11 protein-coding genes are annotated in these 16,033 nt (G+C 67.2%); 6 read left to right on the top strand and 5 right to left on the bottom strand.

All coding sequences use genetic code 11. The features are described 5' to 3' along the window. Positions 1-115 precede the first annotated feature (115 nt). From atpD to RH91_RS11505, 4 genes are all read right to left on the bottom strand, one after another. The gene (atpD, locus tag RH91_RS11490) at positions 116-1,576 is read right to left on the bottom strand and encodes a F0F1 ATP synthase subunit beta (protein ID WP_010162901.1); all 1,461 of its coding nucleotides are present in this window, start codon (positions 1,574-1,576) and stop codon (positions 116-118) included. A gap of 41 nt (positions 1,577-1,617) precedes the next feature. After that, positions 1,618-2,496, bottom strand: coding sequence for a F0F1 ATP synthase subunit gamma (locus RH91_RS11495; protein WP_010162902.1), 879 nt, complete (start codon positions 2,494-2,496; stop codon positions 1,618-1,620). Positions 2,497-2,676: 180 nt separating this feature from the next. Continuing rightward, positions 2,677-4,206, bottom strand: a complete 1,530-nt coding sequence (gene atpA / locus RH91_RS11500) for a F0F1 ATP synthase subunit alpha (protein ID WP_010162903.1) — start codon at positions 4,204-4,206, stop codon at positions 2,677-2,679. Between the two features lie 7 nt (positions 4,207-4,213). Beyond that, entirely contained in the window at positions 4,214-4,768 is a 555-nt protein-coding gene (locus tag RH91_RS11505; RefSeq protein WP_026046494.1) for a F0F1 ATP synthase subunit delta, read from the bottom strand. 310 nt (positions 4,769-5,078) lie between these two features. Here RH91_RS11505 and RH91_RS11510 point away from each other — a divergent pair, with 310 nt between their 5' ends. The 4 genes from RH91_RS11510 (at position 5,079) to RH91_RS11525 (ending at position 10,208) form a co-directional block, all read left to right on the top strand. Beyond that, complete coding sequence (locus RH91_RS11510; RefSeq protein ID WP_232283484.1) at positions 5,079-6,770, top strand: methyl-accepting chemotaxis protein; 1,692 nt, start codon at positions 5,079-5,081, stop codon at positions 6,768-6,770. 543 nt (positions 6,771-7,313) lie between these two features. After that, a complete protein-coding gene (locus tag RH91_RS11515) occupies positions 7,314-7,991 on the top strand; it encodes a dienelactone hydrolase family protein (protein ID WP_010162907.1) in 678 nt (225 codons plus the stop codon). 58 nt (positions 7,992-8,049) lie between these two features. Then, a complete protein-coding gene (ada, locus tag RH91_RS11520) occupies positions 8,050-9,087 on the top strand; it encodes a bifunctional DNA-binding transcriptional regulator/O6-methylguanine-DNA methyltransferase Ada (RefSeq protein ID WP_010162908.1) in 1,038 nt (345 codons plus the stop codon). Positions 9,088-9,320: 233 nt separating this feature from the next. Then, complete coding sequence (locus tag RH91_RS11525; RefSeq protein ID WP_010162909.1) at positions 9,321-10,208, top strand: CPBP family intramembrane glutamic endopeptidase; 888 nt, start codon at positions 9,321-9,323, stop codon at positions 10,206-10,208. Here RH91_RS11525 and RH91_RS11530 read toward each other — a convergent pair. Further along, complete coding sequence (locus RH91_RS11530; RefSeq protein WP_010162910.1) at positions 10,197-11,801, bottom strand: S1C family serine protease; 1,605 nt, start codon at positions 11,799-11,801, stop codon at positions 10,197-10,199. The two genes, RH91_RS11525 and RH91_RS11530, sit on opposite strands and share 12 nt — an antisense overlap. A gap of 385 nt (positions 11,802-12,186) precedes the next feature. Between RH91_RS11530 and RH91_RS11535 the strand changes: the two genes are divergently transcribed. Continuing rightward, entirely contained in the window at positions 12,187-13,029 is an 843-nt protein-coding gene (locus tag RH91_RS11535) for a PEPxxWA-CTERM sorting domain-containing protein (protein WP_010162911.1), read from the top strand. 588 nt (positions 13,030-13,617) lie between these two features. Beyond that, positions 13,618-15,486, top strand: coding sequence for an ABC transporter ATP-binding protein (locus RH91_RS11540; protein WP_010162912.1), 1,869 nt, complete (start codon positions 13,618-13,620; stop codon positions 15,484-15,486). The last annotated feature ends 547 nt before the right edge of the window (positions 15,487-16,033 follow it).

Raw genomic sequence — 16,033 nt, forward strand, 5'->3', positions numbered from 1 at the left:
CTTCTCCCTCTCCCCGCTTGCGGGGAGAGGGTCGGGGAGAGGGGCAGTATCGGGAGGTGGCGCTTGGTACTGCCCCACCCCAACCCCTCCCCTGAAGGGGAGGGGCTTTAGTAGCTTAAGCTTCCTTGGCCATCTTCTCGGCCTTGGCGACGACTTCGTCGATTCCGCCGACCATGTAGAAAGCGCTCTCGGGCAGGTGGTCATACTCACCGTCGACGACGGCCTTGAACGACTTCACGGTATCCTCGACCTGCACGAACTTGCCGCTGATGCCGGTGAAGACTTCTGCGACGTGGAACGGCTGCGACAGGAAACGCTGGATCTTGCGCGCGCGGCTGACGGTCGACTTATCTTCTTCCGACAGCTCGTCCATGCCCAGAATCGCGATGATGTCCTGAAGCGACTTGTAGCGCTGCAGCGTCTCCTGGACGCGGCGGGCGGTGTCGTAATGCTCCTGGCCGACGATCGCCGGGGTCAGAACGCGCGAGGTCGAGTCGAGCGGATCGACCGCCGGGTAGATGCCCAGCTCCGAAATCGCGCGGTTGAGGTTGGTCGTCGCGTCCAGATGCGCGAACGAGGTTGCCGGCGCCGGATCGGTAAGATCGTCTGCCGGCACGTAGATCGCCTGCACCGAGGTGATCGAGCCCTTGTTCGTGGACGTGATGCGCTCCTGCAGCGCGCCCATGTCGGTCGACAGCGTCGGCTGATAGCCCACTGCCGACGGGATACGGCCGAGCAGTGCCGACACTTCCGAACCCGCCTGCGTGAAGCGGAAGATGTTGTCGACGAAGAACAGAACGTCCTGGCCTTCGACGTCGCGGAAATACTCGGCGATCGTCAGGCCCGACAGCGCGACGCGGGCACGCGCGCCCGGCGGCTCGTTCATCTGACCGAACACGAGCGCGACCTTCGAGCCTTCGGGGGTCGGGTTGCCGTCGGCATCCTTGGCGATGACGCCTGCGTCGAGGAACTCGTGGTACAGATCGTTACCCTCACGGGTACGCTCGCCGACGCCGGCGAACACCGAGGTGCCGCCATGGCCCTTGGCGATGTTGTTGATCAGTTCCTGGATGAGCACGGTCTTGCCGACGCCGGCACCGCCGAACAGGCCGATCTTGCCGCCCTTTGCGTACGGCGCGAGCAGATCGATGACCTTGATGCCCGTGACGAGAATTGCGCTCTCGGTCGACTGGTCGACGAACAGCGGGGCAGGCGCGTGGATCGGCATCGTCTCGGTGTGACCGACGGGCCCACGCTCGTCGATCGGCTCGCCGATGACGTTGAGAATGCGGCCGAGCGTCTGCGGGCCGACGGGAACGCGGATCTGCGAGCCGGTGTCGGTGACTTCCTGGCCGCGGGTCAGACCTTCGGTCGAGTCCATCGCGATCGTGCGGACGGTGTTCTCACCGAGATGCTGAGCGACCTCAAGCACGAGGCGGTTGCCGTTGTTCGACGTTTCGAGCGCGTTCAAGATCGCGGGGAGGCGATCCTGCTCGAACGTCACGTCGACGACGGCGCCGATGACCTGGCTGATGCGGCCGACGCTGTTGGTGGTAGCCTTGGGAGGCGTGGTCATTTCGGGGGCGGTTGCCATGGTTCTTTCCTCGTATCGACTGCTTAGAGCGCTTCGGCGCCCGAGATGATTTCGACCAGCTCTGTCGTGATCGCGGCCTGACGTGCGCGGTTGTACTGGATGCTGAGACGCTTGATCATGTCGCCCGCGTTGCGCGTCGCATTGTCCATCGCGGTCATGCGCGAGCCCTGCTCCGACGCTGCGTTCTCGAGCAGCGCGCGGAAGATCTGGATCGCGACGTTGCGCGGGAGGAGATCGGCGAGGATCGTTTCCTCGTCGGGCTCATATTCGACCGCAGCGCCGCCGTCCGAAACCGGGGCTGCATTGGTGTCGATCGCGACCGGGATGATCTGGTTGCCGACCGGGGTCTGCACCAGCGCCGACTGGAATTTCGCGTAGAACAGATGCGCGATGTCGAACTCGCCCGCTTCGAAGCGCGCGATGACGTCGTCGGCGATCGCACGGGCGTCCGTGAACGACACCGTCTTGATGTGGCTCATTTCATGATCGGCGGCGATCTGCGTCGGGAAGAAGCGGCGGATGACCCGGCCCTTCTTGCCCGCGACATAGAACTTGACGGTCTTGCCGGCGGCTTCGAGTTCCTCGGCCTTGCGGCGCGCGGCGCGGACGATGTTCGAGTTGAACGCCCCCGCGAGGCCACGCTCGCTGGTCGCGATGATCAGCAGATGGACCTGGTCCTTGCCGGTGCCCGCGAGCAGCTTGGGGCTCGATTCACTGACCGAGACCTTCGACGCGAGGCTCGCCATCACCTGCTCGAGCCGCTCGGCATAGGGACGACCGGCGACGGCCGCTTCCTGCGCGCGACGCAGCTTGGCAGCGGCGACCATCTTCATCGCCTTGGTGATCTTCTGCGTCGACTTCACCGAGCCGATGCGGATCTTGAGGGCTTTCAAGGATGCCATTTAGTTCGTCACCATTCCCAACCTGCCGTCATAATTCGCCGTCATGCTGAACTCGTCCAGCACCTACTCCCAAACCCGCCGTCATGCTGAACTTGTTTCAGCATCCACTTCTCCACTTGCCCGCCCTGGGCCCGTTTCGCGGTGGACCCTGAAACAAGTTCAGGGTGACGGCGGCGTGGATCAGGCAAACGTCTTCGCGAAAGCACCCAGCGCCGACTTCAGCGCCTCGGTCGTCTCCTTGGACAGGTCGCGCTTGTCGCGAATGTCCTTGAGGAGATCGGCGTGATCGCTGCGCATCGTCGACAGCATCGCCTGCTCGTAGCGGACGACGGCGTTGACCGGGACCGTATCGAGGAAGCCGTTGGTGCCCGCGAAGATCGACACGGTCTGCTCTTCGAACGGCATCGGCTGGAACTGAGCCTGCTTGAGCAGTTCGGTCAGACGCGCACCGCGGTTCAGCAGGCGCTGCGTCGACGCATCGAGATCCGACCCGAACTGCGCGAACGCCGCCATTTCGCGATACTGCGCGAGCTCGAGCTTGATCGATCCCGACACCTTCTTCATCGCCTTGGTCTGCGCGGCGGAGCCGACGCGCGACACCGACAGGCCGACGTTGATCGCCGGGCGGATGCCCGCGAAGAACAGGTCGGTCTCGAGGAAGATCTGGCCGTCGGTGATCGAGATCACGTTGGTCGGGATGTAGGCCGAAACGTCGCCGGCCTGCGTCTCGATGATCGGGAGTGCGGTCAGCGAGCCGCCGCCTTCCTTGTCGTTCATCTTCGCCGCACGCTCGAGGAGACGCGAGTGAAGATAGAAGACGTCGCCCGGATAGGCTTCGCGGCCCGGCGGGCGGCGCAGCAGCAGCGACATCTGGCGGTAGGCGACGGCCTGCTTGGAGAGATCGTCATAGACGATGACCGCGTGCATGCCGTTGTCACGGAAATACTCGCCCATCGCGCAACCGGTATAGGGCGCGAGGAACTGGAGCGGGGCGGGGTCGGATGCGGTCGCCGCGATGACGATCGAGTAATCCATCGCGCCTTGCTCGGTCAGCGTGCGGACGAGCTGTGCGACGGTCGAGCGCTTCTGGCCGACCGCGACGTAGATGCAATACAGCTTCTTCGACTCGTCGTCGCCCTGATGCGCTGCCTTCTGGTTGATGAAGGTGTCGATCGCGACCGCCGACTTGCCGGTCTGGCGATCGCCGATGATCAGCTCGCGCTGGCCACGGCCGACGGGAACGAGCGCGTCGATCGCCTTGAGCCCGGTCTGGACCGGCTCGCTGACCGACTGGCGCGGGATGATGCCCGGTGCCTTGACCTCGACGCGGCTGCGCTGGTCCGAGACGATCGGGCCCTTGCCGTCGATCGGGTTGCCGAGGCCGTCGACGACGCGCCCGAGCAGGCCCTTGCCGACGGGGACGTCGACGATCGTGCCGGTCCGCTTGACGACGTCGCCTTCCTTGATCTGGCTGTCCGAGCCGAAGATCACGACGCCGACATTGTCGGCCTCGAGGTTGAGCGCCATGCCCTGCACGCCGTTCGAGAACTCGACCATTTCGCCCGCCTGGACGTTGTCGAGCCCGTGGATGCGCGCGATGCCGTCACCGACGCTGAGCACCTGACCGGTTTCCGAGACCTGCGCCTCGGTGCCGAACGATGCGATCTGGTCCTTGATGACCTTCGAGATTTCTGCGGCGCGGATATCCATTACGACTTCAGCCTTTCATCGCGTGCGCGAGGGTGTTGAGACGGGTGCGGATCGACGAATCGATCATCTGCGAGCCGATCTTCACGACCAGCCCTCCCAAAAGTGCGGGGTCGACCGACAGGTCGACCGAAACGTCGGTCCCGATCCGGGTGCGCAGCTGCTGCTTGAGCGCGTCGACCTGGTCTTCGGACAGCGGATGCGCCGACGTGACCTCTGCGGTCGTCTCGCCGCGATGGCGCGCGGCCAGATCGCGAAACGCGCGGATGATCGCGGGCAATTGCGCGAGGCGACGGTTGTCGGCGAGGACGCCGAGGAACTTGCCCGTCGTGTCGTCCACGTCGATCATCTCGGCCGCAGCCTCGACCGCCTTGGCGGCGGCGGCGCGCGAGATCACCGGGCTGGCGACCAGCGCGGCGAATTCGTCCGATTGCGCAAGCGCTTCGCGCACACGACCAAGGCTCGCCTCGACTGCGTCGATGCTACGGGTGTCTCGGGCAAGCTCGAACAATGCGGTGGCATAACGTCCGCTTAAGCTTGCTTGAATACCGCCGGATGTCTCCACGCGATTGGAATCCTCTTGGACGTCATAAGGTGGCCCCATGGGGAATGAAGGCGGCAAAAGCGCCTCCAGATGGGTTGCCGGTTCGCTAGCATCGGGTTGCCGGGGATGCAAGCCGCGCGCTGAAATGTGTCCGGGGCGGGACGGTTTTTCCCGTCCAATTTCTTTTAACTGTAATATTCGGTTAACTAGCTGTCAGCCCCTTGGTGCGCATTAGCGGCCCATGAAGATCGTTACGCCCCTGCTACCGACCCGCTTTCTGAAACCCCTGATCGGGGGTTTGCTTGTCAGATGGACGGATGGCGAACGCAATATGCGGGTGCAGCTGCGCAGGGTCGTCTGCGCGCTGCTCGCCATCCAGGCGCTTTTCGCGGTTACGCTGCTGGGCACGACGCTTGCCACCAGCCACCGCGTCACGGCGCTGGTGGTGGATCGGCTTTACCCGATCGGCGAATTGCAACGCGTCAACGCGAGCTACAGTACGGCGTTGCTGACCGCCAACAAGGTCCGCAGCGGCAATCTCTCCGCAGTGGGGGCGATTGCGATGATCGAGGCGACCCGCGGGGAGATCGCGAGCAGCTGGAACGCCTTTACCCGCCACAACCTCGACAGCCGTCGGGCCGGAGAAGTTGCCAAAGTCGCGACCGCGCGGCACGACGCGGACGCTGCGCTCGACAAGCTGCTGGCGCTGCTGCGCGGCGGGCACGTCGATCAACTCGACTTCTTCCTGAGCGGGGCGATGTACGCGGCGATCGACCCGCTGACGGTGTCCAGCGCCACATTGATCGCCGACCTGCGCGCCGACGCGGTCCGCGAGCGTGCTGCGCTGGAGCTGGGGTTCGGGCAGGTGTACCTGCTGGTGACGGTCATCACGGTCGTCGCGGTACTGGTGTCCTTCTGGGGGATGCGCATGTTGTCGCGGCGGGTCGAGCAGCCGCTGGCACAGATAGCCGCCGCGACGCGCGACATCACGCTGGACCGTCTGGACGCGGTGATCCCCGCGCTCGACCGCACCGACGAGATCGGCGAGATCGCCCGCGCGCTCGCCTTCGCGCGCGATCGTTCGGCCGAGGCGCGCCGGCTGAGCGAGGAAGCGCGCCGTACCGCGGACGCGCTCAACGCCAACGAACGGCGCGAGGATGCCGCGCGGGCGCGCCGCGCGGCGCATCTCGAAGCGCTGTTCCAGTCGTTCGAACAGGACGCTGGCACGTCGGTCAAGCGGCTCGCCTCGGCGGGCCCCGCGCTCCGCGAGACGGCGGGGGCAATGGCCGATGAGGCCGGGACGACCCAGGAACAGGCGATGGCGACCGCCGCGCTGACCGAGCAAAGCGCGAGCAACGCGCGCACGATCGCGCATTCCGCGTCGGCACTGGCGGGCGCGATCGACCAGATCAGCCGCGAGGCGAATGAATCTCGCGCCAGCGTGGCGACGGTGCGTTCGCGGACGCTGGAAGGCCGCGACCGCGCCGAATCGCTCGGCGCGCTGGTTTCGGAAATCTCGGTCGTGCTCGACATGATCGCCGCCGTTGCCGGACAGACCAATCTGCTCGCGCTCAACGCGACGATCGAGGCGGCGCGCGCGGGCGAGGCGGGGCGGGGTTTCGCGGTCGTCGCCGATGAGGTCAAAGGGCTGGCGCGCCAGACCCAGACCGCAGCGCGGCGGATCGAGGAACGGCTCGAGGCGGTCCGCGTCGCGACCGACACGGTGCTCGAGACGATCGAATCGGTCAACGGTCTGGTCGCCGAGCTCGACCGCTCCTCCGCCAATGTCGCGCAGGCGGTCGACCAGCAGCGCGGGATGACCCAGGCGATCGCTTATGCCATCGCCGAGGTCGAGGACGGCACCGCCGACGCCGCCGCCAACATGCAGACGCTGCGCGAACGCGCCGAACGCTCGCGCCATAGCGCCGACCAGGTGACTCGCACCGCCTGCGATGTGGCAGTCGGGGTGGAGACGTTGCGCGGGCAGATCAACGGGCTGATCGCCGACGTGCGCGCGGCGTGATACCTGTCGGCGGGTCGAGAGGGGGGCACGCTCCGTCACCCGCCGCCTCTACAGCTGCCGTCATGCTGAACTCGTTTCAGCATCCACCGCGCAACAGGCATAGTCCGGGCCCGTGGAGGGCTGGATCCTGAAACAAGTTCAGGATGACGGACGGTTACAAGAGGCGGGGGCAAGTATGATCCTCATCACGGCTGGGTTACGGCACCGCCCCGGCCTTCGCGATACCTCTGCGAAACCATAGGTGTTCTCCCGCGGAGGCGGGAGCCCAGGAGTCGCGAGAGCTGTACGCTGTTGCTTTAGCTTGGCCCCGGATACCCGCCTTCACGGGAAAACAGCCAAGGAGGGGGCCGCAAACCGACTGTCGGAGAGGTCTCGCCTTCGCCGGGGTGACGGGCGGGGGGCGTTGAACGTCCTTCGCCCGCGTCCGGCATCGCGCCGGCACGACGGTCCCTTGCGGCAGAAACCCGGCAAGAGACGACGCACCCCCTAGACCAATGCTCGCGGCGCGGTATGGCGCAGGCATCCCCAGCAGGAGCGACTCACATGCCCGCCACCACCATCAAGATGACCATGTCCGACGGCGCCGAAATCTCCGTTTATCACGCCGAACCAGAGGGCGAACGCCGCGGCGGCCTCGTGCTGGTGCAGGAGATCTTCGGCGTGACCGATCACATCCGCAGCCTTTGCGACGGCTATGCCGCCGACGGTTACGAAGTGCTCGCCCCCGCGGTGTTCGACCGCGAGCATCCCGGGTTCGAGGCCGAATATTCGGGCGAGGGCTTCGCGCGCGGCGTCGAGCTCGCGAGCAAGCTGCATCCGTTCGAGCTTACGCTCGCCGACGTCCAGACCTGCATCGATTCGCTTGCCGACAAGGGGCCGGTGTTCGTCGTCGGCTATTGCTACGGCGGGTCGGTCGCGTGGAAGGCGGCCACCAGCCTACGCGGCGTCGCGGCAGTCTCGGGCTATTACGGCGCGATGATCCCCGATGCCGCCGACGAGGAGCCAAAGGTCCCGACGATCCTCCACTTCGGCAAGGAGGACGACCACATTCCGCTGGCGGGCGTCGAGAAGGTGATCGCCAAGGATTGGCCCAACGCGACCGTGTATCTTTACGAGGCGGGTCACGGCTTCAACTCGGATCGCCGCGACGATTATGACGCGGAGAGCGCGAAGCTCGCCAAGCAGCGCACGCTCGACCTGTTCGCCGCGAACGGCGGCTGACACTTTGAGCGCAAACGGCGGGATGTGATCGCATCCCGCCGGAGCGTATAGCGTCGGCATGACGCAGACCTTTCTTCTCGATCCCGCGATGGCCTGGGCCGCGTTCGAAGCGCGGGACCGCCATAGCGACGGGCGCTTCGTCGGTGCGGTGAGGACCACCGGCATCTACTGCAAGCCGAGCTGCCCCGCACGCCACCCCAAGCGCGAGCACGTCACCTTCTACCGCGACCCGGCCGAGGCGCGCGCCGCGGGGTATCGCGCGTGCCTGCGCTGCAAGCCCGACGAGGTCGGGCGCGACCGGATCGCGGTGGCGCGCGCGGTCGCGTTGCTCGAGGCGGCGGAGGACATGCTCGCACTCGACGCGCTCGCGGCGCAGGTCGGTTATGCGCCGCACCATTTCCACCGCCTTTTCAAGCGCGCGACCGGGGTGACCCCGGCGGCCTATGCACGCGGGCTGCGGGCGCGGCGGGCGGCGCTGGCGTTGACTGGAGAGGCGAGCGTGACCGAGGCGATCTACGAAGCGGGCTATTCCGCGCCGAGCCGATTCTACGAAGACGGCGCGAAACGGCTCGGGATGAGCCCGAGCGCGTGGAAGCGCGGCGGGGCCGGGGTGACGATCCGGTGGACGATCGCGGACACCAGCTTGGGGGCGATGCTGGTCGCGGCAACCGACAAGGGGCTGTGTCGCGTCTCGTTCGACGAGGACGAGACCGCGTTGCGCGCACGGTTTCCCGAAGCCGAGATCCTCCCCGGGGGCGCCGCGCTCGCGGCGCTTGCCGCGCAGGTCGTCGCCAGCGTCGAATCGCCCGAGCGCGACCAGGACTTGCCGCTCGACGTGCAGGGTACCGCGTTCCAGGAGGCGATCTGGCAGGCGCTCCGGGCGATCCCGCTGGGTGAGACGCGCAGCTACGCCGAGCTCGCGGCGATGATCGGCAACCCTTCCGCGGTGCGCGCGGCGGGGACGGCGTGCGGCGCGAACCCGGTGTCGATCGTGGTGCCGTGCCATCGCGTCCAGCGCGGGGACGGGACGCTGGGGGGCTATGCCTACGGGATCGATCGGAAGGTGGTGCTGCGCAAGCGCGAGGGGGTGGTTTAGGGGGCCAGGTTTCTTGACGCCGCTTCCCCCGCGAAGGCCGGGGCCCGGTAGAAGTGGTCAAGGAAACGGGGCGCAGTCCCTCGCTGGCGCCAGTTGCGCCCCCGGACCCCGGCCTTCGCCGGGGAAGCGCAAAGGAAGCAGCGCGCCTTCCTTCCCTGACTGGCCGGTCGCGGCCCCGACCATTGTCTCCCGCCAAAACCGCGTTAGCGTCCCCCGCACAAGGGGAAACGCCAATGCTGCCGACCGAACCGAACACACCGCCCAACAGTCGAGTCTGGCGGTTTCTCCATTTTCCGCTCGTCCTTCTGTTCATCGGGTTCGTCTTCGTGTTCGGCGGGCAGATCGTGGCGAGCGCGTTCGCCAAGCTGTCGCCGCCGCTCAAGGGCTCGCCGGTCAGCGTGCTTCAGGCCGCCGCCTTCGCCGCGCTGATTGCGGGCGCGTATGTGGCGTTCGTCCGGCTGATCGAGCGGCGTCCGGTCTATGAATTCGGCGCGCAGGGGTGGGCGCGCGAGCTGGCGGCGGGGCTCGCCGGCGGGACGGTTTTGTTCAGCCTCGTCATCGGGATCATTGCGGCGCTGGGCGGGTATCGCGTGGTCGGGACCGGTCCGGTGTCGTCGATCTACGCCGCCGCGGCACTGGCGATCCTGTCGGGGGTGGTCGAGGAGATCGTGCTGCGGGGGTTGTTCTTCCGGTTGCTCGAACGGCTGCTCGGGAGCTGGATCGCGCTGGCGCTGTCCGCGGCGCTGTTCGGCGCGCTGCATCTCGGCAACCCCAATGCGACACTGTCCGCCGCAATCGCCATCGCGCTCGAAGCGGGCGTGATGCTCGCCGCACTCTACATGCTGACGCGGCGACTGTGGGCGGCGATCGGGCTGCACGCCGCGTGGAACTTCGCGCAGGGCGGGATCTACGGAATCGCGGTGTCGGGCTTCCAGCAGACCGGGTTGCTGCGCCCCGCGATCCAGGGGCCGGAGTGGCTCACCGGGGGCAGTTTCGGCGCCGAAGCGTCGCTGCCCGCGGTGCTGGTCAACACGGTGTTCGGGATCGGCTTGCTGGTCCTCGCGCAGCGGCGCGGCCTGGTCGTCGCGCCTTCATGGGTGCGACGGCGCTCAGCCGCCTGACGCGGCGGCGGGGGTGCAGCTGTAGACGATCTTCTCATTGGGTTGCGGCGGCAGCGCGGTGCGGATCGCGGCCTGCTGCGTGGCAAGGTTAGCGCGTCCCGCCTCGTCGGGCGAACAGGCCTTGAGCGTCACCTGCGAGCGGATCTTGCGGACCGACTCCATCTGGTCCGCCGACAGGAAATAGCGGCGCGTGACATAGGCGCGGGTGGCGGGGTCGAACTGCATCACCGACACGGTCTGCTCCTCGGCCGGGACGAGGATACGGTCCCATTTGCTGCCATTCTCGGCATATTGCGTGCGCCCGTTCATGCAGCCGGACGCGCCCCAGTCGATCGCGACGTCGCTCGTCTGCGACGAGACGACGCGGCTGCGCTCGGGAACGAAGCGGCACGTCATCCTGCCGAGCGCGGCGGTCGACGAGACGGCACCGGACGATGCCGGCGGCACGGTTGCCGCGACACCGCGTGGCAACATCGGTTCGCCCGAGGGCCGCAGCACGAACACGGCCACTGCGCCGAGCATCACCGCGGCACCGCCGATCCAGCCCCACACGGCGGGGCGGCGCTTTGCCTGCAACTCGAACAGCGTTCCAGCACCGACCCCCATCGCGCCGAGCACGAGCAGCAGCGTCGCGATCGCCATCACATTCTCGCGGTGCCGGTCGGCGGCGATCCGGGCGCTCGCCATCGTCGCCTGTTGCTCGGTCGCTAGGCGGCTGGCGGTATCGCGGCGCGCGGCGTCGGCGAGGCTCGAGGCCTGCGCGTCCGCGTCGCGGTCCGCCTTGTCGCTCTCGGCGATGCTGGTGCAGGGCGCGCCGACCGCAGCATAGGGTTGTTTCGCGCGGGTCAGGAACGCGGCGAGCTCGCTGTCGGCGATCGCGAAGCCGAAGCTGGTGTCGCCTTCCTCGCCCTGCGTGATCGCCGAGTTTACCCCGAGCACGCGCCCGCAGGGGTCGAGCAACGGCCCGCCCGAATTGCCGCGCGCGATTCCGGCGGTGTGGAGCAGGACGTCGGTCCCCGACATCTGACGGCGACCCGAGAACACGCCCTCCGAACGGATTGGCGACAGCGGGTGGATGTAGTCGGCGGCCGAACGCGCGGTCGCCATGTCGACATTGCCGGGATAGCCCAGCGCCGTGACCATCGCGCCTTCGTCCACCGGCCCGCTGTAAAGCGCGACGGTCGGGAGCCGCCCGCCGGTGAATTCGATCAGCGCGAGATCGTGGACCTTGTCGATCGCGATGACGCGGCCCTCATACCCCTTGCTGCCCTCCGACGGGACGACGCCGATGACGACGTTGCCGGGATAACGCGACGCGAGATCGACGACATGCGCGTTGGTGACGACCCGGTTGGGCGCGACCGCGAAGCCGCTGCCGTGGCCGAAGCCGACGACTTCGTCATCGACGATCGCGATCGAGACGACGCGGACGACGCTGCGGGCGGTGGCCGAAATGTCGTCGGCGCGCGCCGGGGGCGCGACGGCGAGCCCGGTCAGCAACAGCAGCGCGGCGGCGAGGAGCGGGCGAACGTCGCGAAGGTTGCACAGGCGGCGCACGGGTGCGGACTGGCGAGTCAGAAATGCAATGGCCATGGTGGCGTCGATTCTGACAGCATGCGGCGGTGTAGGACAGGGGAATGTTGCGCAGCGGTTCGTCACGCGCCGAAGCGCGCCCCGGGCACGACCAATCCCGGAGCGCGCGTTCCCATGCGTCGTCGGTGCTCGACGAGACAGAGGAGCGGCAATGCATGCGCCAGCGACAGTATCATCCTGGGGTCACGCTTCGAAACGGGACAGTCCCGGCGGGTTTCGGTCTTGCCTTGGCAAGAAACGACAGAAATCGGGCAAGAACGTCGCCCACCCCGATAGTCGGTTTGTTTAACAGAATTTTAATACTGTAATATAAGGTGCGTGATTGATCGATACCGCCCCGGGAACGCGAGCACTCGCGTTGGGTTGAAACCGGGGACTGAAAAACATGACGAGATTTTCGATTGCGGCCGCGCTTGGCGTCGTCGCCACGACCCTTGCGCTGAATGCAGCGCCTGCACGCGCAGCGACGACGTATGGCACGGGAACCATCGCGCTTGGCACGACGGTCTACACGCAGAGCTTCGATACGCTCGCGTCCACTGGCACGACCGGGATCGCGCTGCCGAACGGCTGGCGCGCGGTGGAGGACGGGGCCTCCGCGAACGGGACCTACGGCGTCAGCAATGGCAGCCTCAACGCCGGCAACGTCTACAGCTTCGGCGCTACGGGTTCGGCCGACCGGGCGCTGGGGACGCTGCGCAGCGGCAACCTCCTGCCGACGATCGGCGCGATCTTCACCAATGCAACCGGCAGCAAGATCACCGACCTGGTCATCGCCTATACCGGCGAGCAGTGGCGCGATGGCGGCAGCCCGGTGGATTCGCTCAACTTCCAATATTCGCTGACCTCGACCAACTTTGCCGACGCACTGACCAGCGCCGCGTGGACCTCGGTTTCGGCGCTCAATTTCCTGTCGCCGACCAACAGCAGCAACGGCGGCGCCCTCGACGGGAATGCCGCCGCGAACAGCCGCGCGCTGTCCGCCACGCTGTCGAAGCTCGCGATTGGCTCGGGCGCGACCTTCGCGTTCCGCTGGATCGATGCCGATCCGGCCGGCGCCGACGACGGGCTTGCGATCGACACCTTTCGCGTCCGCGCGACCACCGCGGTGGTGGCCGCGGTGCCCGAGCCGGCCAGCTGGGCGATGATGATCGCGGGGTTCGCGCTGATCGGCTTCGCCGTGCGACGTGGAGCGGCTGCGCGCGGGCGGGGGGCTGTCGCCGCCTGACACACGCGCGCGCTGCGATCCTGCAGGCCGTCGGTTGGGAGACCGGCGGCCTTTCGCGTCTCGGGGGGCATGATGCGACGTGAGGCACGCCCGGCACCCCAGCGCACGCCGGGCGCGCTGCGACGGTTTGCCGGCTCGGTGACCGAGGCACAGTGTTTCGGTGAAAGCAGGAACCCGAAACCTGGCAAAACACCGTCTGATGCCTCGTGCGACTCCTGGGCTTCTGCCTTCCGCAGGAGCACCGTCCTGAAGGGGCGCTGCCGACGGGCATGCCACCGCCTTTGGTGTGGCGGGCTAACGGAGAATTTCGCGTTTAATTACAGAGCGTTCGTTTCGAGTGTAGTCGATAGACGGTAACGCGCGCTGGACCACCGCCGTTCGATGGGCCTTGAACCAAACAGCAAGGTAGAACCCAGCGACGCGTGCGGCGTGATCGCGCCTCTCGTCTTTTGCCAAGCACGCGTCCGTGTCCGTTTACGGCGCGCCGTCGCTCGAGCCATCGCGTGCGCAGGGCGGTGCAACCAATGGCCACTTGTATCGGTTGTTGCTGCGTTGCAGCAGATACGCTCATCCCGGGAGCACGATCTTTTGCCCTTCCTGCAGAGTCCAACGCGGTTCATCCTTCACTATGTCGCGGCGCGGCCGGGGATGTTCCTGCTGCTCGGGCTGCTCGTCGCAGGCGCGTCGATCAGTTCGATCGGGACGCAATATGCGATGAAGCTGCTGGTCGACGCGATGACCGGCGGGGTCCGCGCGCGCGACACGGTCTATGTCGCGCTCGCGATGTTCCTCGGGCTGGTGATCCTCGAAAGCCTGTTGCAACGTTCGGCTGCGCTGACGCTGGGGCAGGCGACGGTCAGTTCGGGGGTCGGGATCCGGCTCGACATGGTCAATTACCTGACCGGGCACCAGATGCCATTCTTCCAGAACCAGCGCGCCGGGTCGCTCGGGCATCGCATCTCGGGGCTCGCGGGGATCTTCGGCGCGATCGTCCACCGGCTGCTACAGGAAGTGACGCCGCCGCTGATCGCCTTTGCCGGCGCGATGCTGATCTTCGTGACGATCGACGCAGTGATGGCTGCGATCCTCGGCGGGGTGTTCCTCGCGGTGACCGCGGCGCTGATCGTGCTGGGTTTGCGCGGGCACGTCCACCACACCGCCTTCGCGCAGCATGCCGGGACCGCGGGGGGCGAGCTGATCGACCTGATCGGCAACATCTGGGTGGTCAAGGCGTTCGCCGCGCGCGACCGGGAACTCGAGCGGCTCGAGGGGTTCCTCGACAAGGAAGCGAGCGCGCAGCGGCGCGGCTGGTTCTTCGTCGAGCAGATGCGCGGGTTGCACGACCTGTCGCTCGCGGTGCTGGTCGGCGGAACGCTGGTGTGGGCAATCGGGCGCTGGTCGATGGGCGCGATCTCGACCGGTGACGTGGTCATCATCAGCACGATGACCTTCCGCCTCCTCCACGGTTCGCGCGACCTCGCGATGGCGGTGATCGATACCAGCCAGCAGTTCAGCTATCTGCGCGAGACGCTCGACATCATCGGCGTGCCGCAGACGCTGAGCGACGCGCCCGGTGCGGCGCGGCTGCGCGTCGGCGAGGGGAGCGTCGAGATTCGCAACGTCACCTTCGGCTACGACCCCCGCGATCCGATCATCCACGACCTGTCGCTGACGGTTCCCGCCGGACAGAAGGTCGGGATCGTCGGGCCATCGGGCGCGGGCAAATCCTCGCTGCTCCAGCTCGTGCAACGCTTCCACGATCCGCAGATCGGGCATCTCGCGATCGACGGGCACCGGATCGACCGGGTGACGCAGGAGTCGCTGCGCGACGCGATCGCGGTGGTGCCGCAGGAAGTGCTGCTGTTCCATCGCTCGGTGATGGACAACATCCGGATCGCACGGCCCGATGCGAGCGACGAGGACGTTCACGAGGCGGCGGTCGCGGCGGGGTGCGACGACTTCATCCGCCGCCTGTCGCACGGGTATGACAGCATCGTCGGCGAGCGCGGCGCGAACCTGTCGGGCGGGCAACGGCAGCGGATCGGGATCGCGCGCGCGTTCCTCAAGAACGCACGGATCGTCCTGCTCGACGAGGCGACCAGCGCGCTCGACACCGAGAGCGAGCTCGAGGTGCAGAACGGGCTCGACGCACTGGTGCGCAACCGCACCGTGATCGCGGTGGCGCACCGGCTGTCGACGATCGTCGGGTTCGACCGCGTGATCGTGGTCGAGAACGGGCGGATCGTCGAGGACGGCCCGCCGCAGCTCCTGCTCCGGCAGAAGGGTGGCGCGTTCCGGCAATTGTGGGTGATGCAGGTCGAGGGACTCGACGGCGTCGCGAACCGCTCGCTGGCGCTGACCAGCGCGGGCGAACGCCTGCGCGAAGTGTCGATCGCGCGCGGGCGCAAGCTGCGCGGCGTGGTGCAGACCGCCTGGTCGAACATGGCGGAGCGATAGGGGGCACGCCGCACGGGTGACGCCGTGTGGTGGACGCGACGCCGAGTAGTACGAGAGCGGGGGCGGGCGCGCCGCTCGCCTTGTGCGCCGTCATGCTGAACTTGGTTCAACATCCGGCCCTCCGCTTGGGCGGCCAGCCAGTGTGGCGCGGTGGACCCTGAAACAAATTCAGGGTGACGCCGGGTGGTAGAAAGGGCGAACAGTCCGCCCCCGAGCCCCGTCATGCTGAACTTGTTTCAGCATCCACCCCTCCACCTGGGCAGTCAGCCAGTGTGGCGCGGTGGACCCTGAAACGCGTTCAGGGTGACGCCGGGTGGTAGAAGGGGCGAACAGTCCGCCCCCGTGCGGCGTCATGCTGAACTCGTTTCAGCATCCAGCCCTCCGCTTGGGCGGCCAGCCGGTGTGGCACGGTGGACCCTGAAACGCGTTCAGGGTGACGCCGGGCGGTGGGGGCGACCTATCCCCCGAGCCCCGTCATGCTGAACTTGTTTCAGCATCCAGCCCTCCACTTGGGCGCTCAGCCAGTGCGGCGCGGTGGACCCTGAAA

This window comes from Sphingomonas sp. PAMC 26617 (assembly GCF_000242835.1).
Taxonomy (GTDB): domain Bacteria; phylum Pseudomonadota; class Alphaproteobacteria; order Sphingomonadales; family Sphingomonadaceae; genus Sphingomonas.